This window comes from Leucobacter sp. wl10 (assembly GCF_003569785.1).
In the GTDB taxonomy this organism is placed as follows: domain Bacteria; phylum Actinomycetota; class Actinomycetes; order Actinomycetales; family Microbacteriaceae; genus Leucobacter.
Genome location: NZ_KZ983993.1, coordinates 159,460 through 179,460, shown reverse-complemented (window position 1 = coordinate 179,460; position 20,001 = coordinate 159,460). Strand labels below are relative to the sequence as shown.

Genomic DNA, 20,001 nt, shown 5'->3' with positions numbered 1-20,001 from the left:
AATCATGAGTTGACAACTATAGGAGCATCAACGCGCTGCTCGTGGTGGCGATGCGCGTGGGCTGGGTGCCGGCCCTCCTCCTCGTGACGACGCTGGCCGTGGCCGTGATCCGGATCCTGCGCAGGGAAGGTGCGAGCGTGGCGAATGTCGCCGTCGCCGGCCAGATTCCCGGCTTGCTCGCCGTCGCCTTCATCACCCAGTACTCCGTGTTCTTCTGGTTCTCGACGGGGCTGGCGGTGGCGATCGGCGTCGCATCGCGGCACCGACGGGAGCGCCCACTCGGCGGAACCGTCGGCACGCTCGCGCACCGCGTCGGCGCTCCGCCCGCCGATGCTCTGATTCGGCTGTCGGGCAGAGGGCACCGGACGGCGTTGGGGGGTTCGACGTGACCGAGAACACATCCGCCTGGACGTTGGGAGCCGTTTGGGCCGCGCTCAAGAAGCGCTGGTATCTCATCGCAGCCGCCACCGTGATCGGCGGGGCCGGGGGTCTCGCGATGTCGCTGCTCGCGACGCCGGTGTTCCAGTCGACCGCAACGCTGTTCGTCTCGATCAACCAGGGCTCCAGCGGCACGGACCTCAATCAGGGCACCACCTACGCTCAGAACCAGATGCAGTCGTTCGCGCAGTTGGCCACCTCCTCCCGCGTGCTGGACCCGGTGATCGAGAAGCTCGGACTCGAGATGACGCCCGGGGAACTGTCGCGCAACGTGCAGGTGGTCACTCCCGGGAACACCGTGATCCTCAGCATTCAGGCGTCGTCGACCTCGCCCGAGCGCACCGCCGCGATCGCCAATGCCGTTGCGGAGAGCCTGGCGGAGGTCGTGAAGGAGGTGTCCCCCGCCGGCGCCCAGGGAGCGCCGTCGATCACGGCCTCGCTGGTCGACACCGCAACGGTTCCCCGCTATCAGGTGTCACCGAACAAGCCCCGGGATACGCTGCTGGCCGCGGCCATCGGATTACTGGTCGGCATCGCCGCGGCACTCGTCTGCAGCCTGCTCGATACCCGGATCCCGAACGCGATGGCGCTGCGAGCCGCGGTTCCCCTGCCCGTGCTCGGCACGATCTCCCGGGTGCGCAGCGGGAACCAGGGGGTGGGCCTCGCCGTCGCGCAAGACCCTCTCGGCCACGCCTCCGAGGAATTCAGGCGGGTGCGTTCGGCGCTCACCTACGCGGGAGTCTCCGATCGGTTGCAGCGGATCCTGGTCACGTCGACCTCGGAGGGCGAGGGCAAGTCGACGTTCAGCGCAAACTTCGCCCTGACGCTGGCCGAGCTGCGCAGCCGGGTGCTCCTCATCGACGCCGACTTCCGCAAACCCCGGATCAGCGACGTCTTCGGAGTGGAGGGCGCTGTCGGCCTGACCTCCGTGCTGCTGGGCGATGCGACGTTCGAACGGGCCAGAATCCGCAGGCGGGGAACCACGCTCGACATCCTGACCGCGGGGACGATCCCCCCGAACCCCTCGGAGATGCTGACCTCGGATGCCATGCGGCAGCTGATCGACGCGGTGGCCCCGCAGTACGACTACGTGATCATCGACTCCCCGCCCATTCTCAGCGTGGCGGACGCCAGCCTCACCTCGCCGCTCGTCGACGGCGCGGTGCTCGTCGTCGACGCCGGCAGAACCAGGCGATCCCAGCTCTCGCAGGCGGTGGCGAGCTTCGAGACCGCGGGCGGGCGGATCATCGGGGTCGTCCTCAACAAGGTTCGGCGCCGGGGGAGCACCGACGGCTACTACACGGAGACGGGCCGCCGCACTCCGCGACCAAGCACTCGGCGGCCCGTACTCGACGCCAGCATTGCCGGGCGAGCATGAGGATCCTGATCGCGTGGGCCGACGACGTGTCGCCGAATCTCGGCGTACGGGCCCTCGGGCGCGGGTCGCTCGACCTCCTCTCGTCCGTGCACTCCGATGCCCGGTTCGAGGTGATGAACTACGGATCCCGCCCCGGCGCGATCGCCTGGTCGCCGCGCACCCTCGTCAAGAACCGCGCTCTGCCGCGGTCGGGCATGATGGAGTGGCTGTCGTCGTTCGACGTCTTCTGGGACACGCGCTCGGGCGACAGCTTCACCGACATCTACGGGATGGATCGGCATCTCACCATGTCGCTCATTCACGAGTTCGCCTCGCAGGCGGGCGTGCGATGCGTGATGGCGCCGCAGACGATCGGGCCGTTCGCGAAGCGCGCGGCCAAGTGCCTGGCCGCGCGCAATCTCAAGCGCTCGTCCCTCGTATTCGCCCGTGATCCGAAGAGCGCGGACGCCGCGGACGCGCTCGGGCGCCCCGTCGATGCGCTGACGACGGACCTGGTGTTCGCCATCGACCAGCCTCCTCCCGCTCCGCCACGCGACGTCGTCCTCAACGTCTCGGGGCTGCTGTGGCGACCGAACCCCCACGTGGACTACGAGGAGTACCGCCGGTCCGTTCGCCTCGTGATCGACGGGCTGCGCGCCGACGGACGGTCGATCACGCTGATGCCGCACGTGCTCGCGTCGAAGGATCCCGACAGCGATATCACCGCCGTCCAGGAGGTGCGGGCCGCCTACGACGGCGACCTCGATCTGCTGCTGCCCGCCGACCTCGACGCGGCGCGCGGCGCGCTCGCGGCGGCGCGGGTCGTGATCGGCGCGCGCATGCACGCCTGCCTCAACGCCCTCTCGACGGGAACACCCGCTGTGGCGATGGCGTACTCCCGCAAGTTTCGACCCCTGCTCGCCGAACTCGGCTGGGACGGCGTCGTCGAGGTGCGAGACGCGTCGAGCACGAGCGGCGCCGTGCTCGACGCGGTGCGCTCGCCGGGGCTGGCGGAGCGCGCGCAGGCCGCGCAGGCCGAGGGCCGGGCGCGCATCGGCCGCCTGCGGCCCTACATCGAAACCCTCGCGTAAGATGAACGGCGGTGCAACGATGACCGGCGATCTGGCACGCTCCGCCGCCCGCGGGGCGCTCTTCACGATGGGCGCCCAGCTGGCCCGCATTCTTCTGCAGCTGCTCTCCGTCGTCATCCTCGCGAGACTGCTCACGCCCCGCGACTACGGCCTGCTGACCGTCGCGCTCGTCATCGTGGGCATCGGCGAGATCTTCCGGGACTTCGGGCTCACGTCCGCGTCCGTCCAGGCGCCGTCGCTGAGCACCGGCCAGCGCGACAATCTGTTCTGGATCAACTCCGCACTGGGGACGGCCCTGGCCGGGATCGTGTTCCTCGTCGCGTGGCCGCTCTCGCGGGCGAGCGGCGATCCCGAGCTTCTGGGCATCGTGCAGGCGCTGTCCGCCGTCTTCATCTTCAACGGGGCTGCGACGCAGTATCGGGCGCACCTCATGCGTGACCTGAGATTCAGGGCGCTCGCGACCGCCGACGTCGTCTCCGCCGCCCTGGCGCTCGTCGCCGCCGTCGGCGCGGCGCTTCTCGGCGCCGGATACTGGGCGCTGGTGCTGCAGCAGCTGACCGCGGGGGGCGCTCTGCTCATCCTGCTCGTCTCGTACGGGCGGTGGCGCCCGGGACGGTACTCGCGCCGTCACGAGGTCGGGGGATTGGTCAGATTCGGCTGGCACCTCGTAGCCACCAACCTCATCACCTACGGCTCGTCGCAGGTCGACACGATCCTGGTCGCGGCGAGGTTCGGAGCCGTGCCGCTCGGCCTCTACAATCGCGCGTACCAGCTCGTGATGACGCCTCTGCACCAGATTCGCTCGCCCCTCACGAACGTGGCGCTGCCGATCCTCTCCCGAGCTCAAGACGACCGGGAGCGGTTCAACGGCTTCGTCTCCGCGGGTCAGCTGGCGCTCGGCTACTCGCTCGGCCTCCCCCTGCTGCTCGTGTGCGGCATGGCCGAGCCGGTCGTGGCCATCATGCTCGGCCCCCGGTGGGAGGCGGCCGTGCCCATGCTGAGGTTCTTCGCGTTCGCCGGCGCGCTCACGACGCTGTCGTTCGTCGGATACTGGGTGTACGTCTCCAGGGGGCTGAGCAGGCAGCTCCTCCAGTACTCGCTCGTCTCGACCGGGATCCGCGTGGTCTGCATCCTCGTCGGCTCCCTCTTCGGGGTGGTGGGGATCGCCGCGGGGTTCGCGATCGCGCCCGCCATCGCCTGGCCGCTCTCGATCCTCTGGTTGTCCCGGCTGACGGTGCTCCCGGTGCGCGCCCTGTACGGCGGAGCATTGCGCATCCTCCTGGTCTCGACGTGCGGCGCGGTCGCCTCGTGGGCCGTGTCGGGTGCGGTCGAGCCGATCGCCGGAGACTGGGTCGCGCTCGGCGCCGGACTGCTGAGCGCGGCGGCGGCGATCTGCCCGCTCCTGCTCATCCCGCAGCTGCGGCGCGACGCGCGCACACTGCTCGCACTGGCGAGGCTCACGGTTCGGCGCCGAGGAGGCGCATAGGCGCAGTCCGGTCAGACGGTAAGGTAGCACCACGTAGAATGCAAGATCCGGTACAGGGGAGGAACACGTTGAGTACCGTCCGCGAGCAGGTGGCCAGAGTGCTGCGGGCGGACGCGTGCTCGGGATGCGGAGTGTGCACGATCCTGGATGCCGGTCTTTCGATGCGACTCGACGACTCCGGCCATCTCCGTCCCGCGGTTTCGGGACCGGCCGACGAACGGAGCCGCGCGGCGCGCATCTTCAAGCGCGCATGCCCGGGGCGGCAGGTCGTGGCGAAGCGACCGCGCGGCAGCACCCGCCACCCGCTCCTGGGCTCGTACTTCGGCATGTGGGAGGCGTGGGCGGTCGATCCGGAGGTGCGCCATCGCGCGAGCAGCGGCGGCGCGCTCACCGCGATTCAGGGGTGGCTGCTCGCGTCCGAGGCCGTCACCCAGCTCTCCACCGCGGCGGCGGACCGGGACCGGCCCGTGCGGACGGTCCCGGTCCGAATCGTCTCGAAGGAGGAGGCCCTCGCCGCGGCCGGTTCCCGCTACGCGCCCGTCGCCGTCGGCTCGCTCACGACCGGCGATCCGGCTCACGCCGTCACCGCCAAGCCCTGCGAGGTCGGCGCCATCCGGGCCCTGTCCGGCGGGAGGTTCGGCGGCACCCCCGTCCTTCTCTCCTTCTTCTGCGCCGGCACGCCGAGCCAGCACGCCACCGAGCGGCTGATCCGGGACCTCGGAGGCCCGGGCCCCGAGGAGATCACGGATCTGTGGTACCGGGGCCGCGGCTGGCCTGGCCGCTTCACGGCCGTGTTCGACGGGGGCGAGGTGAGCGCCGACTACGACGAGTCCTGGGGACGCGCGCTGGGGCCCACGACGCAGTGGCGGTGCAAGATCTGCCCCGACGGCGTGGGCGAATCAGCGGATATCGCCGCCGCCGACTCCTGGGAATCGGATGAGCGAGGATATCCGACGTTCGATGAGCGGGAGGGCCGGAGCGCCCTGCTGGCCAGGACCGAGCGGGGACTCGCCATCGTTCTCGCGGCGCATGAGGCCGGCGTCATCGAGTTGCGCCCGCTCGATCCGGCGCGGCTCGCGCAGGCGCAGCCCCTGCAGACCGGGAGGCGCCAGTACCTCGCAGCGCGACTCTGGGGTGCACGATTGGGGGGTCGGGCGGTCCCCCGGTATCGCGGCTTCGGCCTCACCCGCCTGTCACTGGCGCACCCCCGCCTCGCGCTGCGCGCGCTGCGCGGAACGCTCAGACGGGTGCGAGAGGCCCGGGGGCCCCGGCGGAGGGGCGAGACGCCATGAGGGGATCGATTCTCTTCGTGTGCACGGCCAACGTCTGCCGCTCGCCTCTCATGCAGTACACGTTTCTGAGCGCCGCGCCCGACCCCGGGGAGTGGAGCGTCGCGAGCGCCGGCGTCGCCGCGCGGGAGGGGGCACCGATGTGCAGGATCGCGCGCGCCCTCGTGCGCTCTGAGCAGGAGCGCTGCTCGGCAGACGCCCACCGATCAGCGCCGCTCGACGATGCCGGCCTGCAGACGGACCTGGTGATCGCGGCCTCTCGTGCTGAACGCGCGGCGCTCGCGCAGCGATCCCCCGAGGCGCGCTGGAGGGTGTTCACGCTGTCCGAGGCGGTGCTCCTCGGCCGCTACGTGGAGACGCTCGAGCCCTGCGACGCGACGCAGCCGGGTACCGCCGACCAGTATGCCCAGCTGCTGGACGCGCAGAGGGGCATGCTCGTCGTTCCCCGCCCGCAGCGGCGGCGACGCGTGCTGGGACTCGGCGAGCGCGCGCATCCTCTCGACATTCCCGACGGCCATCGTCGACGGCGTCGCGCGCACACGGGCGCCCTCAAGCGGGTGCGCGCCGAGGCCGCGGAGCTCTCATCGCAGTTGGCGAGCTTTCGAGGCGCCCCGGCGCGCTGAGAGCGGCATACTGGACTCATGAACGGGGGAAGAGGCCTCTCCGTCGCGATGATAGGCACCAGGGGCGTGCCCGCCGCGTACGGCGGCTTCGAGACCGCGGTCGAGGAGATCGGCCGCCGCCTCGCCGCGCGGGGGCACCGCGTCCTCGTGTACACGCGCGGCTCGGAGAGCAGCGGGCGCGAGTACCTCGGCATGGAGATCGTCCACCTCCCAGCGGTGCCCGTGAAACAGGTGGAGACGCTGAGCCATACCGGACTGTCGACGGTGCACGCGCTCGCGGCGCGGAGACCTGACGTCGCCTTCGTCTTCAACGCCGCGAACTCGCCGTTCCTGCCTCTCCTGCGCGCACGCGGGATCCCGACCGCGCTCCACATGGACGGTCTCGAGTGGCGTCGATCGAAGTGGGGGCCGCGCGGCCGCGCGTACTACCGCTGGGCTGAGCTGTTCGGAGTGCGGCACGCCGATGCGCTGATCGCGGACGCTCCCGGCATCGCCGATTACTACCGGCACCAGTTCGGCATCGCGGCGGAGCTGATCCGATACGGTGCGCCGATTCTCGATTTCGCCGCCGACGGCGGGATCCACGGACTCGGCCTCGAACCGCAGGGGTATCACCTGGTGGTCGCCCGATTCGAGCCCGAGAATCACGTGCGCGAGATCGTGGAGGGCTACGCCGCGAGCGACGCGCGGCTGCCGCTGGTCGTCGTGGGATCGGCGCCCTACAGCGCCGACTACACCCGGCGGATCCAGGCGATCGGCGAGGGCGACAGCCGCATCCGGTTGCTCGGCGGCGTGTACGATCAGCTGCTCCTCGACGCGCTGTACTTCCACGCGTTCACCTACCTGCACGGGCACTCGGTCGGCGGCACCAATCCTTCACTGCTCCGCGCGATGGGCGCCGGCACCCCCGTGATCGCCTTCGACGTCGGCTTCAACCGCGAGACCGCCGGAGACGGGTGGTTCTTCTCCGACGGCGACGGCGTCTCGCGGGCGGTCCTCGCCGCAGAAACCGATCCCGAGGGCGCGGCTGCGGCGGGCCGAGCGGCGCGCGACCGCGCCGCCGCCGAGTTCGACTGGGACGCCGTCGCCGATCGATACGAGAGCCTGGCGCGGCGCCTCGCGGCCGGCGACTCGATCCACCGGACCGCGCGACGCGCGAGGCGCTCCCCCCTGGAGTGGACCGGATGACCGCGCCGCAGACCGTCCTGGCCGTGCACCCGGGAGCCGAGCTCTTCGGCTCCGACCGCATGTTCCTGGAGAGCGTCATCGGCCTCAGAGAGGCGGGCCTCGATGTCGTCGTGGCGCTGCCCGAGCGCGGCCCCCTGGTGCCCCGGCTGCAGGCCGCCGGCGCACGGGTCGTGCTGATCCCCATGCTGGTGCTCCGCAAGGCTCTCCTCCGCCCATCCGGATGGGGGACGCTCGCGCGCGACGGCATACGCGGCCTCGTCGCCGCCCACCGGCTCCTCTCGCGGGTGCGACCGGCCGCCGTCTACGTCAGCACGATCACGCTTCCGCACTGGCCCGTCGTGGCACGGCTGCGCCGAGCGCGGGTGGTCGGCCACGTCCACGAGGCCGAGGAGTCGATCAACCGGTGGGTCAGCACCGCCGCATACCTGCCCCTCGCCGCGGCGCACGCCGTGATCGTCAACAGCGAGTATTCGCGGGAGACCCTCGTGGCGCGCCTCCCCGCTCTCGCCGCGCGGTCGACGGTGATCCACAACGGCGTCGAGGGGCCCGACGACCCGGAACCTCCCCGGGCGGATCTCTCCGGACCGATGCGGGTCTGCTACGTCGGGCGCCTGTCGCCGCGCAAAGGCCCGGATCTGCTTCTCGACGCGGCGCGGTTGCTCGCGCAGGCGGGCGCCCCGGTGCAGATCACGCTGGTCGGTTCGGTCTTCCCGGGCAACGAGTGGTACGAACGGGAGTTGCGCGAGACCGCCGACGCGCTCCCGGACGGCGCCGACGCCCGCTTCGTCGGCTTCGATCCCGACATCTGGCCGCATCTCGCCGCCGGCGACGCCGTCATCGTCCCGTCGCGCCTGGACGAGTCGTTCGGCAACACCGCCGTCGAAGGGGTGCTGGCGCTGCGCCCCGTCGTCGCAGGCGATATCAGAGGCCTGAGAGAAGCGGTCGGCGACTACGCCTCGGCGGTGCTCGTCGCCCCCGGCGACGCGCGCGCGCTCGCCGACGCCCTCGCGTCGCTGCGGATGGACTGGCCCTCGCTGCGTGCAAGCGTCGCGGACGCTCGCACGCGCGCACTCGCCCGTCACGCGCCCTCGATGTATCGCGCCTCGATCGGCCGGGCGGTCGCCGAGGCCGCCGGCGGCCGTGCAGGCGCTCCCCCGAGTGCGCCTCCGCACGCTGGAGACGCGACCTAGCGGTTCGAGCCCTCGTGGCCGGCGAGCGCATCGAGGTACTCGGTCAGCGCTTCTGCGGCGTCGCGGGGCGCGAATCCGGTCGCGACGATCCTGTCGAGGGCGAGGAGGCTGTTGCGGGGGCGGGGCGCGGCCTGCTCGCCTGCGAAGTACTCCGCGGTGCTCACCCCGGTGACGCGGGCGGGGTCGTGGCCGGTGAGCTCGAAGACGCGGCGCGCGATATCGGCCCAGGAGGTGGCGTGCCCGCTGCCGGTGAGGTTGTAGATGCCGTAGGCGGGACGGGTGTCGAGCAGGTGGCGGATGCCCGCCGCGAGGTCGCGGGCGAAGGTGAGGCGGCCGACCTGGTCGTCGACCACGGACGGGTCGACGCCGCGAGCGGCGAGGGCGGCCATGGTGCGCACGAAGTTGCCGCCGTCGCCGATGACCCAGCTGGTGCGCACGATGTAGTGGCGCGGCACGGTGGTCGCGATCGCGTCCCCGGCGGCCTTGGTCTGCCCGTACACGCTCAGCGGCGCGATCGGGTCGTGCTCGGTGTAGGCGGAGTGCTTGGCGCCGTCGAACACGTAATCGCTGGAGACGTGCACGAGGGTGAGGCCGTGCCGGGCGGCGTGGCGGGCGAGCCGGGCGACGCCGGTCACGTTCGCGTCCCAGCAGTCGACGCGCCCCCGGGGAGTCTCGGCCTGATCGACGGCGGTGTAGGCGGCGGCGTTGATCACCGTGTCGTAGTCGCCCCATCGCACGCTGTCGAGGGTCTCCTCGTTGAACAGGTCGATACGGGACCGGTCGGCGAAATCCGCGCCGGGCACGGTCTCCCGCAGCGCCCGCCCGAGCTGCCCGTTCGCGCCGAGCACGAGGGCGCGCCTCGGCCGCATCGGGCTGACCTCGGCGAGACGGGGATGGGCCAGGTCCCTCTCGGACCGCTCGGCCTGCTCCAGCGGGATCGGCCAGGCGATCGCGGCCGTCTCGTCGTCGAGGTTCAAAAAGGTGTACTGGCTCTGCGCCTGAGCGCTCCAGTGATCGTTGACGAGGTACACGTACGCGGTGTCGTCTTCGAGGGTCTGGTACGCGTTGCCCACCCCGCGCGGCACGAAGACCGCGGTGCCGGGGCCGAGCTCCGCGGTGAACACCGTCCCGAAGGCGGGACCCTCACGCAGATCCACCCACGCGCCGAAGATGCGCCCGGTCGCCACCGACACGTACTTGTCCCACGGCTCGGCGTGGATGCCGCGGGTCGCGCCCCGCCGGTCGTTGAAGGAGATGTTGTTCTGCACCGGCCCGAAATCGGGCAGCCCCAGCGCGACCATCCTCTCCCGCTGCCAGTTCTCCTTGAACCAGCCCCGGCGGTCGCCGTGCACGGGAAGGTCCAGGAGCAACAGCCCCGGGATCCCGGTCTCGCTCACCCTGAGCGACCGCGCGCTCTCGAACCCGGCCGCCACGCTACTGCCCCTGCTCCCGGTACTTCGCCTCGGTCACGGCCTTCTGCGGCCGCCACCAGTCCTCGTTCTCCCGGTACCAGTCGATCGTCGCCGAAAGACCCCGCCCGAAGTCCCGGAACGCGGGACGCCAGCCGAGCTCCTCCCTCAGCTTCGTGGAGTCGATCGCGTAGCGCAGGTCGTGACCGGCCCGGTCCGCGACCCGATCGTACGCGTCCCGAGGCCGCCCCATCGCGGTCAGGATCATCTCGAGCACGGTCCTGTTGTCCCGCTCCCCGTCCGCGCCGATCAGATACGTCTCCCCGATCCGGCCCGCCTCGATGATGCGCAGCACCGCCGACGAATGATCGTCGGCGTGGATCCAATCCCGCACGTTCACGCCCTCACCGTACAGCCTCGGCCGCTCCCCCACCAGGATGTTCGTGATCTGGCGGGGGATGAACTTCTCCACGTGCTGCCGCGGCCCGTAGTTGTTGGAGCAGTTCGAGATCGTCGCCGCGACCCCGAACGAACGCGCCCACGCCCGCACCAGCAGATCCGATCCCGCCTTCGTGCCGCTGTACGGCGACGACGGGTTGTACGGGGTCCGCTCCGTGAAGCGCTCCGGATCGTCGAGCGCGAGATCCCCGTACACCTCGTCCGTGGAGACGTGGTGGTACCGCTTGCCGTGCCGTCGCACCGCCTCCAGCAGCGTGTACGTGCCCACGATGTTCGTGTCCACGAACGGACGCGGATCGCGCAGCGAGTTGTCGTTGTGCGACTCCGCGGCATAGTGCACCACGACGTCGGCGGCCGCGACGAGCTCGTCGACCAGCCCGGCGTCGCAGACATCCCCGCGCACCACCGCGACGCGGTTCCCCGGCAATCCCGCCAGCGACGCCGCGTTCCCCGCGTAGGTGAACTTGTCCAGCACCGTCACCGCGTCGTCCGTGCGCCCCACCAGATAGTGCACGAAATTCGAACCGATGAACCCGGCCCCGCCCGTCACCAGCACCCTGCGAGCCATCATCGGCCATCCTCGAGGAGCCTGAGCAGGTAGTTGCCGTATCCGCTCTTGACCAGCGACGCCGCGAGATCGGCGAGCTGCGCGTCGTCGATCCACCCGTTGCGCCAGGCGAGCTCCTCCACGCAGCCGATCTTCAGCCCCTGCCGCTCCTCGATGACCCGCACGTAGTCGGAGGCCTGCATCATCGACTCGAAAGTGCCCGTGTCCAGCCACGCCGTGCCCCGGTCGAGCACCTGCACGTGCAGCCTCCCCGCGCGCAGGTAGTGCTCGTTCACCGACGAGATCTCGAGCTCGCCCCGGGCGCTGGGCGTGATGCTCTTCGCGATCCCCACGACGTCGTTGTCGTAGAAGTACAGACCCGGAACCGCGTAATTGCTCTTCGGATTCTCGGGCTTCTCCTCGATCGACAGCGCCCTGCCGTCCCCGTCGAACTCGACCACGCCGTACGCGCGAGGATTCGCGACGTGGTAGGCGAAGATCCTCGCCCCTTCGATCTCGGCGTGCCGCTGCAGCGCCGTGCCCAGGCCCGTGCCGTGGAACAGGTTGTCGCCGAGCACCAGCGCGGCGCTCTCGCCCGCGATGAAGTCCTCGCCGATGATGAACGCCTGCGCCAGGCCGTCCGGAGAGGGCTGCACCGCGTACTCGATCCGCATCCCCCAGCCCGAGCCGTCGCCGAGCAGCGCCCGGAACTGCGCGTTGTACTCGGGGGTCGTGATGATCAGCACCTCGCGGATGCCGGCGGCCATCAGCGTCGCCAACGGATAGAACACCATCGGCTTGTCGTACACGGGCATCAGCTGCTTCGAGATGCCCCTGGTGATGGGCCACAACCGGGTACCGGAACCCCCTGCAAGAACAATGCCGCGCACATCGCACCTCACCTCCGGCTGCCCGAGGCGCCGGCCGGACGGGCCCGCACCAGGTCGCCTCTGATCTGGATGCTCCGATCCTCTCACGAGGAGCCCGGAATGCGGCAACCACCGGACCGCAGCGCGATCGCCTCGGGACGGGCCATCGCGGCGCGAGTCCGCCGATCTGCGCGGCACCCGGTCGGCCGGGCTCAGCCCGGCAGCTCGGCGAGCCCGGGGCCCGCTTCCCCCTCGATCTCGGTGAATGTCAGACTCTCCCCAGATACTCACCTGGTTAGAAACGACATTTGAATCCGACGGCACCTCACGGGAGACCCAGCACTTTTGAAGCATCGATGAGATTCGCTGACTGTGTCAGAGATTGCGGCCCCGGCGATCGGAATTCACAGGTCTCACTTTGACGCCCTCACATCAGTCGTCAGGTCTTCTTCATAGGTTGTCGAGGTCGAAGGCGCCGTCATCCTCCTCCGCAGAGACGGCGACTTGGCGATCCTGCAGATTGTTAATGTGAAGTGGGTCATTGAGATTTTCGGGTTCCCGACGAACGCATTCCCATAGGCCGTCGATATGCTCGTGCAGAGAGTCGGAAATGTGAGCCCACATGGGATCGAGCACAAAATCAATACCCGCGCGTCGCGCGTGCTTCGCTGCAGGCACGAAATCGCTGTCACCCGCGATCATGATGATCTGATTGACGTGGCCGTTCATGGCCAGTGTTGCAATATCGAGGCCGAGCCTCATATCTACACCCTTCTGGGTGATATCGAGTGTGAAATCAGCTTCAGTGAGGTCACGGACGGCGATTGAGCCTCCCAGTAGGCGCTTCAGCTTGTCCGGTTTCAGCTGGTAGCCGGACTGAGTTTCAAGAACCTCACCGCGCCTCAGTGCCACCTTACGTCGTTTGACAAGCGCCTGATGAAATTCGACCATCCAGTCGTGATCCTTCGTCTTGGCGAGATTGATGTCTCGCCTGGTCAATGGATGGAATAGGACTTTCTCGGAAGGCGGGCAGTCGTAGTAGAAGATTCGATAGAGCCGAGACTTTGCTTTCCTCGTATGACGGCGACAATACTCGAGAAGCTCATCAGCACGTTGTTCCGGCGTCTTGTGGCCGAAGAGACGCGCGGCACGACGACGATAGAAACCGCCGTCAACCAAGATGGCAGTGACCTGCTCGGCTCGCGTCGGAAGCGGGGAGGAATTCCGATGGCCCGTAACCGCTACTGGTTCAGTCCCAGGGCTACCGCGCCGTCCTCGTCCGCCTGCCATCTGCAACCTCTTCTGTTTATAGAAAAGGCCCCTGTCATCGGCCGACCCATGATCAATCGGGTGGTCAACGGCAGGAGCTCTTGTTCGCATGATTCTACCTCAACTCTGCGAGTCGGGCGGCATCTCTGACAATGCGAACTGCGCTCAGAACCCCTCGATGGCCCGCTCCAGCCGTTCGAGCTTGCCATCCAGCTCCCCCTCGTAGCCGGGACGGATGTCGGCCTTGATCACGAGCGAGATGCGGGAGCCGAACGGCTCGACCGCCTCGGTCGCGCGCTTCACGACGTCGAAGACCTCGTCCCACGAGCCTTCAACCTCTGTGAACATTGCCGAAGTCCTGTTGGGCAGGCCCGAGTCCCTGACGACCTTGACGGCGGCCGCGACAGCGTCGTGGACCGAACCGTCAGCACGGCCGTTGCCGGACGGGGCTACCGAGAATGCGAGCAGCATGACGGTGTCTCCTTAGATCGCTTCCGGGCTGACAGACAACCCTTGTCCTAGATTGACGATATTTGTGAACATGCTGCTCGTGCGGTGCGTCGTGATCGATTGATGCGTTCCGCAGCCGGGCCGCTCAACCCTCGACCGGAATCCTGACGCCTCCGGTGCGCGCCGGCCGCGGGCCGAAGAACAGCGCGATGGCGGCACCCACCAGGATGATGCCCAGGGGCATGAGGATCGACTGCGTCATGGCGGTGGCGAAACCCTCGCGCAGTGGTTCTGGCAGCGCAGAGCCGGCCGATCCGCCCTCGCCTCCGAACCCGCCGGCCCCGACGGCCGCGTCTCCGAGCTGGGCCGCGATGCGCGCGTTCATGAGCGCCGCCATCGCTGCGGAGCCCATCACCGCGCCCACCTGCCGGCTCGTGTTGTAGACCCCGGATCCCGCCCCCGCGAGCCGCGGCTCGAGGCCGAACGTGGTGATCGAGGCGAGCGGGCCCCACATGAAGGCGTTGCCGAAGCCGAGCACGGCGCTCGGGATCAGCAGGAGCCAGACCGGGGTGTCGGGGCGCACCAGCAGCGCGTAGAGCAGCAGCCCGGCGGCCACGAGCAGCAGACCGAGCAGGGGGAGGCGTCGCGGATCCCGGCGGTCGATGAGCAGGCCGACCGGTCGCGCGAGCACGATCGAGAGGATCGCCATCGGCACCATCATCAGCGCCGACTGCGTGGGCGTCAGCCCGAGCACCAACTGCAGGAAGAACATCAGCGGCAGGCTCATGCTCGTCACCGAGAGCCCGACCGTCACGATCACCGCGGCGCCGACCGAGAAGTTGCGGTCTCGGAAGATGCGCAGCGGGATCAGGGGCTCCCCCCTCTGCACCCGCTGCCACACGACGAAGAGGGCCAGCACCGCCGCGCCCGCGATGATCAGGCCCCACACCGTGATCGGCCCCCAGATCACGCCCCAGTCGTAGCTCGAGCCCTCCTGGATCCCGAACACCAGCATGAACATGCCGGCCGCGCTCAGCAGCACCCCCAGCCAGTCGAAGCGATGGGCGCTCGTGGGCAGCTTCGGAACGAAGCACATCGCCAGCACGAAGGCGATCATCCCGACCGGCACGTTGATGAAGAAGATCCACTCCCAGCCCCACGCGTCGAGCAGGAAGCCGCCGAGGATCGGGCCGACGAGCGTCGCCGCTCCCGCGGTCACGCCCCAGATCGCCATGGCGGAGCCCCGCTCCCGCGGCCCGAAGATGCGGGTGATCACGGCCATCGTCTGCGGCGTCATGAGCGATGCGCCGAGCCCCTGGAAGACGCGGGCGCCGATGAGCGTCTCGATGTTGGGCGATATCCCGCACGCGAGCGACGAGAGGGTGAACACGGTGAGCCCGATCAGGTAGATGCGCCGCGGGCCGAAGCGGTCGCCGAGGCGGCCCGTGATCAGCAGCGGCACGGCGTAGGCGAGCAGGTACGCGCTCGTCGCCCACAGAGTGGCCACCATGGTGGTTTCGAGGCCCTGCATGATCGACGGATTGGCCACCGACACGATCGTGGTGTCGACGAGGATCATGAAGAAGCCGAGCACCATCGACCAGAGGGCGGCCCACGGTAGGATCTGGGGGCGCGCCGACTGCGCGGTCTGATGCTGCATCACTCAGTCAGCCTACTCCCGACCGCCGACGTCGCCGCCCTCCCCGTGCGCCGCGTGCGCCTCGTGCGCCGCGCGCCTCGTCGCCAGAACCGCCCGAGCCGCACCGACTTGACCTCGGTGCACCAGCTGGACCGTTCCAGGCGGTGCCGCAGGGCAAATCGGTGCAGTTGAGGAGTCGGCGATCGCGGGATCGGGTGGTCCCGGCCCTCAGAGCGCCTTGCGCCACTCCGGGACGCGCGCCGTCACGCGGTGCGAGAGATCCTTGATCTCGACCTCGCCGCCCGGGTTCGCGAAGATCGCCTCGTGGGCGATGCCGGTGAAGAGTCCGTTCTCGACCACACCGGCGATCCAGTTCAGGTTGGTGTCGAGCAGCACCTTGTCGCGCAGTTGCCCGAGGTGGGCGTCGATGATGAAGTTGCCGCTGTCCGTGACGACGACCTCGCCGTCGCGCTCCCGCAGCACGAGCGGCACGTCGGCGCCGTAGCCGAGATCGACGAGGAGTGCTCGGATCGAGTTGCGGGTCGCCTTCCAGGCGTAGGGGATGACCTCGATGGGCAGCGGGAACCCGCCCAGCCGGTCCTTCAGCTTCGAGTCGTCGGCGATGCAGACCATCCTCTCCGAGGCCTCCGCGACGAGGCGCTCCCAGAGCAGGCAGGCGCCGCCGCCCTTGATCATGTCGCCATCGTGGTCGATCTCGTCGGGGCCGTCGATGGTCACCTCGAGCCTGCGGCCCTCGTCCGCGAGGTCGTTGAGGTCGACGAGCGGGATGTCCAGCGAGAGTGCGAGCTCGCGGGTGGAGTTCGAGGTCGGCACACCCGTCACTCGCAAGCCCTCGGCGACCTTCTCGCCGAGGGCCCGCACGAACCAGGCGGAGGTGGTCCCGGATCCCAGTCCGAGCAGCGCGCCCTCGTGCGCGTAGCGCTCCACGGCGGCTCTGCCCGCCGCGTACTTGGCGGCGTCCTGCGGAGAGAGGTTTTCGTACATGATTCTTCCTTCGATGATGTGGATGAGGTCGAGAGACGCCGGGTGTCACCCCCCGGGGGGCGGTACGGTTCAGCACCCGGTCGAGACGAGCGACAGGAGATCCGAGAAGCTGCGCAGCCCGGTCCTGGCATCGGCGAGGGGTCGGCCCCAGGCCACGTGGGCGTAGCGAACACCGGCTGCTGCCGCGGTCTGCGCGTCGATATCGGTGTCGCCGACGTAGAGGCACTCATCGGGCGTCGCGTGGAGTTCGGCGAGGGTCTCGAGCAGGTGAGCCGCGTCGGGCTTCGAGCGGCTCGCCCGGTCGCTGCCGACCACGGAGCCGAAGCAGTCGCGCACGCCGAGGTGGTCGAGTACGCGCTCGGCGATGTCGGTGCGCTTGTTCGTGCACACGCCCAGCTTGAGGCCGCGCGCGGCGAACTGCGGGAGCACATCGGCGGCATCGGCGAAGAACGTCGTGCGATCGACGGGGTGCGCGCGGTAGGCGGCCGTGTACGCCTCGACGAGTCCGTCGAGGCGGCGCCGGTCGGCGCTCCGCCCCACCGCGTCGATTGCCTGCTGCACGAGCGCCCGGGGCCCTCCGCCGAGCATGGCGAGCACCTCCGACGCGGTCAGCTCGCGGACGGCGAGCGGCGCGAACGCGGTGTTCAGCGCGGCCGCGATGTCCGGCGACGAGTCGACGAGCGTTCCGTCGAGGTCGAACACGATGCTGGTCGCGGTCACGCCCTGCCCTCCTCTCCGGCGCTCAGGGTGGCAAGTCCCGCCTGCACCCCCGCAAGCTGTTCGAAGAGGCCGGCGTGCACGCGGTAGACGCGATCGTATCGGCCGGCACGATCGGGATCCGGCCGCACACGGGCGATCTTCTCCACCTCGGCGAAGACCTGCTCGTAGTCGGACCACAGGCCCGCCCCGACGCCGGCGGCGAGGGCGGCGCCGAACGCGCCCCCCTCTGCGCCGGCCGCGAGCGTCACGACCTCCCGGTCGCAGACGTCCGCGAGGATCTGCACCCACAGGGGGCTCCTACTGGCACCGCCGGAGGCGACGATACGCGCGCAGGGCACCCCGAGCTCGTCGAATTCCTCGAGGATGCGCCGGAGGTTGAGGACGGCCCCCTCGATCACGGCGCGCGCGAGATGCGGTGCGCCGTGCGTGCGCGTCAGGCCGACGAACGCGGCGGTGGCATCGGGGGCCACGTGCGGCGAGCGCTCGCCGTTGAGGTACGGCAGGAAGAGCAGGCCGCCGCTTCCCGGCGGGGCGGCGGCGGCCAGCTCGGTGAGCGCGTCGAAGTCGGGGCGCTCGAGGCCGGCGTACTGCGCGACGATCTCGCCGAACCACTGGAAGGCGCCCGCAGCGGCCAGCGAGACCCCCATGATGTGCCAGGCGCCGGGGGCGTTGCCCACGGAGACCTGTACGCGCGCCCCGGCGTTGTCCGGGCAGAAGTCGGTCGAGGCGGCCACGATGCCGGCCGTGCCCAGCGTGATCCCGACGTCGCCGGGCGCGATGATCCCCATCGAGGTGGTCTGGATCACGGCGTCTCCGCCACCGCCGAACACCGGCACGCCGCGGGGCAGGCCGAGCTCGTGCGCGATGTCGTCGAGTACCGCGCCCGTCTGCTCGGTCGACCCAGCGATGCGCGGCAGCATCGACGGCGTCGCGCCGCACGCCTCGACGACCTCGGGCACCCAGCTCCGGGTGCGCGGGTCGAAGAAACCGGTGCCCGAGGCGTCGGACTCGTCGGTGACGAGCAGTCCGGTGAGGCGATAGCGCAGGTAGTCCTTCGGCAGGCAGAGCCGCGTCATCTTCGCGTAGAGCTCGGGTTCGTGATCCCGGAACCAGCGCACCTTGCCCCCGGTGAACCCCGGCAGCATGCGGTTGTTGGTCAGCGAGACGAGCGCGTCGAGGCCGCCGAGCTCGGCGGTGATGAGCTCGCACTCGGCTGCGCAGCGCTGGTCGTTCCACAGGATCGCGCGCCGCAGCACCCGGCCCGCGTCGTCGAGCGCGACGAGGCCGTGCATCTGGCCGCTCAGCCCGACTCCGGCGATCTCGGCACCGCCGAGTTCGCCGACGAGCGCCGCGATCCCCTCTCGGGTGGCGTTCCACCAGTCGAGGGGATCCTGCTCCGACCAGCCCGGCCGTTCCGAGTAGAGCGGGTAGTCGCGCATCGTGCTCGCGACGACGACGCCGCGCTCGTCGACGGCGACCGTCTTGCAGCCGGAGGTGCCGATGTCGACCCCGAGAGTGACGACGCCCATCACGCTCCCGACGCGCCGTGGTGGATCCGCGTGTGCTTGATCTGCAGATAGCCGTGCAGGCCCTCGGAGCCGTGCTCGGAGCCGAACCCGCTGCCCTTGCGGCCGCCGTACGGCGCGTTCATGATCCCGGGATCGGGGTTGTTGATCGCCACGTTGCCGTAGTCGAGAAGGGCGCTCAGGCGGTGGGTCTCGCGCAGGTTCTCGGTGTAGGCGTAGGCGGCGAGTCCGGAGTCCCTCCGATTGGCGAGTCCGATCGCCTCGTCCAGGGAGTCGACCGGGGCGACACCGACGATGGGGCCGAAGGTCTCCTCCCGCATGACCAGCATCTCAGGCGTGCAGTCCGCGAGCACGGTGGGCGCCACGAAATAACCCGTGTCCGGTACCCGCCGCTCCGCCGTCAGCACGCGAGCGCCCAGAGCCACCGCATCGTCGACGTGCGCCCGGGCCTTTCGCTGCCCCTCCTCGTTCGCAAGCGGACCCATGTCGACGTTCTGCTGCGCGCCGTCGCCGACGCGGAGCTCGTCCACCGCCGCTGCGAGCAGCGCGAGAAACTCCTCGTAGCGGCTGCGGTGCACGTAGATGCGGTTGACGGCGATGCAGATCTGGCCGGCGTTGCGAAACCCGCGTCGAGCGGCTCCGGCGGCGGCCTTCGCCACATCGGCGTGCTCGGTCACGATCATCGGGCAGCTGCCGCCGAGCTCCATCGAGAGCGGGATGGCGTGGTGCACCGACCGAGCGATGCGGTTGCCCGTCTGCGTCGACCCGGTGAAGGCGATCTTGCCGACGAGGGGGTGCGCGACGAGTTGCGGTCCGATGCCGCGACCGTAGACGAGATTCGCGACTCCCGCGGGTACGCCCGCCTCTTCGAGGCACTCGAAGAGCGAGGCCGCGGAAGCGGTCGAGTACTCGGAGGGCTTCACCACGATGGTGGCTCCCGCCGCGAGCGCGGCGCAGAGCTTCCAGCCGATCAGCTCGAGCGGATAGTTCCAGGGGGTGATCGCAGCGACGACGCCGACCGGCTCGTAGCTGACGAGGCTCGTCACGTCGAGCGTCTCGTTGGGCACGATCTCGCCCATGATCCGCACGGCCTCCTCGGCGTAGAAGCGGAATGCTCGGGCGAGTTTCTGCACTTCGCCGGAGGACTCGGCGAGCGTCTTGCCCATCTCCCTGGTGACGGCGAGCGCGAGCTCGCCCTCGCGCCGATCGACGATGTCCGCGATCCCGCGCAGCAGCTCGGCGCGTTCGAATGGCGTGGTGCGGCGCCAGCTCTGGAACGCCGCGTCGGCGGCGACCACGGCGGCGTCGACGTCGTCGGCAGTGGCCTGCGCGACCCTCGCCAGTTGCCCGCGGTTCGCGGGATTCAGCACGGTGAAGGTCTCGGCACTCGATCTCCAGGCGCCGTCGATGTAGTTTCGGATCTCGATCATCGAATCGTTCACGGCA

The 20,001-nt window shown here is 69.8% G+C and carries 18 protein-coding genes; 8 read left to right on the top strand and 10 right to left on the bottom strand.

The features are described from left to right. Nucleotides 1–41: 41 nt before the first annotated feature. The 8 genes from D1J51_RS08815 (at nucleotide 42) to D1J51_RS08780 (ending at nucleotide 8,662) form a co-directional block, all read left to right on the top strand. Nucleotides 42–389 carry a hypothetical protein gene (locus D1J51_RS08815; protein WP_119074813.1) on the top strand — a complete coding sequence of 116 codons (348 nt, stop codon included), beginning with the start codon at nucleotides 42–44 and terminating at the stop codon, nucleotides 387–389. Next, complete coding sequence (locus tag D1J51_RS08810) at nucleotides 386–1,816, top strand: tyrosine-protein kinase domain-containing protein (protein ID WP_119074812.1); 1,431 nt, start codon at nucleotides 386–388, stop codon at nucleotides 1,814–1,816. The genes D1J51_RS08815 and D1J51_RS08810 overlap by 4 nt, the downstream gene beginning before the upstream one ends. Then, the gene (locus D1J51_RS08805) at nucleotides 1,813–2,886 is read left to right on the top strand and encodes a polysaccharide pyruvyl transferase family protein (RefSeq protein WP_240423081.1); all 1,074 of its coding nucleotides are present in this window, start codon (nucleotides 1,813–1,815) and stop codon (nucleotides 2,884–2,886) included. Before D1J51_RS08810 ends, D1J51_RS08805 begins: the two co-directional genes overlap by 4 nt. A 1-nt stretch (nucleotide 2,887) precedes the next feature. Further along, the gene (locus D1J51_RS08800; protein ID WP_240423079.1) at nucleotides 2,888–4,372 is read left to right on the top strand and encodes a lipopolysaccharide biosynthesis protein; all 1,485 of its coding nucleotides are present in this window, start codon (nucleotides 2,888–2,890) and stop codon (nucleotides 4,370–4,372) included. Nucleotides 4,373–4,440: 68 nt separating this feature from the next. Further along, nucleotides 4,441–5,664, top strand: a complete 1,224-nt coding sequence (locus tag D1J51_RS18585; protein WP_162903734.1) for a Coenzyme F420 hydrogenase/dehydrogenase, beta subunit C-terminal domain — start codon at nucleotides 4,441–4,443, stop codon at nucleotides 5,662–5,664. Beyond that, the gene (locus tag D1J51_RS08790) at nucleotides 5,661–6,284 is read left to right on the top strand and encodes an arsenate reductase/protein-tyrosine-phosphatase family protein (protein WP_119074810.1); all 624 of its coding nucleotides are present in this window, start codon (nucleotides 5,661–5,663) and stop codon (nucleotides 6,282–6,284) included. Before D1J51_RS18585 ends, D1J51_RS08790 begins: the two co-directional genes overlap by 4 nt. Before the next feature lie 18 nt (nucleotides 6,285–6,302). Continuing rightward, nucleotides 6,303–7,472, top strand: a complete 1,170-nt coding sequence (locus D1J51_RS08785; protein ID WP_162903733.1) for a glycosyltransferase — start codon at nucleotides 6,303–6,305, stop codon at nucleotides 7,470–7,472. Then, a complete protein-coding gene (locus D1J51_RS08780) occupies nucleotides 7,469–8,662 on the top strand; it encodes a glycosyltransferase family 4 protein (RefSeq protein ID WP_119074808.1) in 1,194 nt (397 codons plus the stop codon). Before D1J51_RS08785 ends, D1J51_RS08780 begins: the two co-directional genes overlap by 4 nt. On the opposite strand, the gene D1J51_RS08775 is transcribed toward D1J51_RS08780, so the two are convergent. The 10 genes from D1J51_RS08775 to D1J51_RS08730 all read right to left on the bottom strand — a co-directional run bounded on the left by D1J51_RS08775 (nucleotide 8,659) and on the right by D1J51_RS08730 (nucleotide 19,997). Beyond that, the gene (locus D1J51_RS08775) at nucleotides 8,659–10,095 is read right to left on the bottom strand and encodes a sugar nucleotide-binding protein (protein ID WP_119074807.1); all 1,437 of its coding nucleotides are present in this window, start codon (nucleotides 10,093–10,095) and stop codon (nucleotides 8,659–8,661) included. The two genes, D1J51_RS08780 and D1J51_RS08775, sit on opposite strands and share 4 nt — an antisense overlap. Nucleotide 10,096: 1 nt before the next feature. Further along, entirely contained in the window at nucleotides 10,097–11,098 is a 1,002-nt protein-coding gene (rfbB, locus tag D1J51_RS08770; RefSeq protein ID WP_162903735.1) for a dTDP-glucose 4,6-dehydratase, read from the bottom strand. Continuing rightward, a complete protein-coding gene (rfbA, locus tag D1J51_RS08765; protein WP_119074805.1) occupies nucleotides 11,098–11,967 on the bottom strand; it encodes a glucose-1-phosphate thymidylyltransferase RfbA in 870 nt (289 codons plus the stop codon). Before rfbA ends, rfbB begins: the two co-directional genes overlap by 1 nt. 429 nt (nucleotides 11,968–12,396) lie before the next feature. Next, entirely contained in the window at nucleotides 12,397–13,125 is a 729-nt protein-coding gene (locus D1J51_RS08760) for an NYN domain-containing protein (RefSeq protein ID WP_240423077.1), read from the bottom strand. Between the two features lie 255 nt (nucleotides 13,126–13,380). After that, the gene (locus tag D1J51_RS08755) at nucleotides 13,381–13,686 is read right to left on the bottom strand and encodes a thiamine-binding protein (RefSeq protein ID WP_119074803.1); all 306 of its coding nucleotides are present in this window, start codon (nucleotides 13,684–13,686) and stop codon (nucleotides 13,381–13,383) included. 124 nt (nucleotides 13,687–13,810) lie between these two features. Then, nucleotides 13,811–15,325 carry a DHA2 family efflux MFS transporter permease subunit gene (locus tag D1J51_RS08750; RefSeq protein ID WP_119074802.1) on the bottom strand — a complete coding sequence of 505 codons (1,515 nt, stop codon included), beginning with the start codon at nucleotides 15,323–15,325 and terminating at the stop codon, nucleotides 13,811–13,813. Nucleotides 15,326–15,532: 207 nt separating this feature from the next. Continuing rightward, nucleotides 15,533–16,309, bottom strand: coding sequence for a ribose-5-phosphate isomerase RpiA (rpiA, locus tag D1J51_RS08745; RefSeq protein ID WP_119074801.1), 777 nt, complete (start codon nucleotides 16,307–16,309; stop codon nucleotides 15,533–15,535). Between the two features lie 69 nt (nucleotides 16,310–16,378). Then, nucleotides 16,379–17,029: an HAD family hydrolase gene (locus D1J51_RS08740; RefSeq protein WP_119074800.1), complete on the bottom strand. Its 651-nt coding sequence runs from the start codon at nucleotides 17,027–17,029 to the stop codon at nucleotides 16,379–16,381. Next, the gene (gene xylB, locus D1J51_RS08735) at nucleotides 17,026–18,558 is read right to left on the bottom strand and encodes a xylulokinase (RefSeq protein ID WP_119074799.1); all 1,533 of its coding nucleotides are present in this window, start codon (nucleotides 18,556–18,558) and stop codon (nucleotides 17,026–17,028) included. The genes D1J51_RS08740 and xylB overlap by 4 nt, the downstream gene beginning before the upstream one ends. Continuing rightward, complete coding sequence (locus D1J51_RS08730) at nucleotides 18,558–19,997, bottom strand: aldehyde dehydrogenase family protein (protein ID WP_205547835.1); 1,440 nt, start codon at nucleotides 19,995–19,997, stop codon at nucleotides 18,558–18,560. The genes xylB and D1J51_RS08730 overlap by 1 nt, the downstream gene beginning before the upstream one ends. Nucleotides 19,998–20,001 lie beyond the last annotated feature (4 nt).

Bases quoted from the DNA above. Each gene is read 5' to 3' on its own strand.
- D1J51_RS08790 (WP_119074810.1), top strand. From the start codon at position 5,661: ATGAGGGGATCGATTCTCTTCGTGTGCACGGCCAACGTCTGCCGCTCG.
- D1J51_RS08750 (WP_119074802.1), bottom strand. From the start codon at position 15,325: ATGCAGCATCAGACCGCGCAGTCGGCGCGCCCCCAGATCCTACCGTGG.
- D1J51_RS08780 (WP_119074808.1), top strand. From the start codon at position 7,469: ATGACCGCGCCGCAGACCGTCCTGGCCGTGCACCCGGGAGCCGAGCTC.
- D1J51_RS08800 (WP_240423079.1), top strand. From the start codon at position 2,888: ATGAACGGCGGTGCAACGATGACCGGCGATCTGGCACGCTCCGCCGCC.
- rpiA (WP_119074801.1), bottom strand. From the start codon at position 16,309: ATGTACGAAAACCTCTCTCCGCAGGACGCCGCCAAGTACGCGGCGGGC.
- D1J51_RS08785 (WP_162903733.1), top strand. From the start codon at position 6,303: ATGAACGGGGGAAGAGGCCTCTCCGTCGCGATGATAGGCACCAGGGGC.
- rfbB (WP_162903735.1), bottom strand. From the start codon at position 11,098: ATGGCTCGCAGGGTGCTGGTGACGGGCGGGGCCGGGTTCATCGGTTCG.
- xylB (WP_119074799.1), bottom strand. From the start codon at position 18,558: ATGGGCGTCGTCACTCTCGGGGTCGACATCGGCACCTCCGGCTGCAAG.
- D1J51_RS08805 (WP_240423081.1), top strand. From the start codon at position 1,813: ATGAGGATCCTGATCGCGTGGGCCGACGACGTGTCGCCGAATCTCGGC.
- D1J51_RS08755 (WP_119074803.1), bottom strand. From the start codon at position 13,686: ATGCTGCTCGCATTCTCGGTAGCCCCGTCCGGCAACGGCCGTGCTGAC.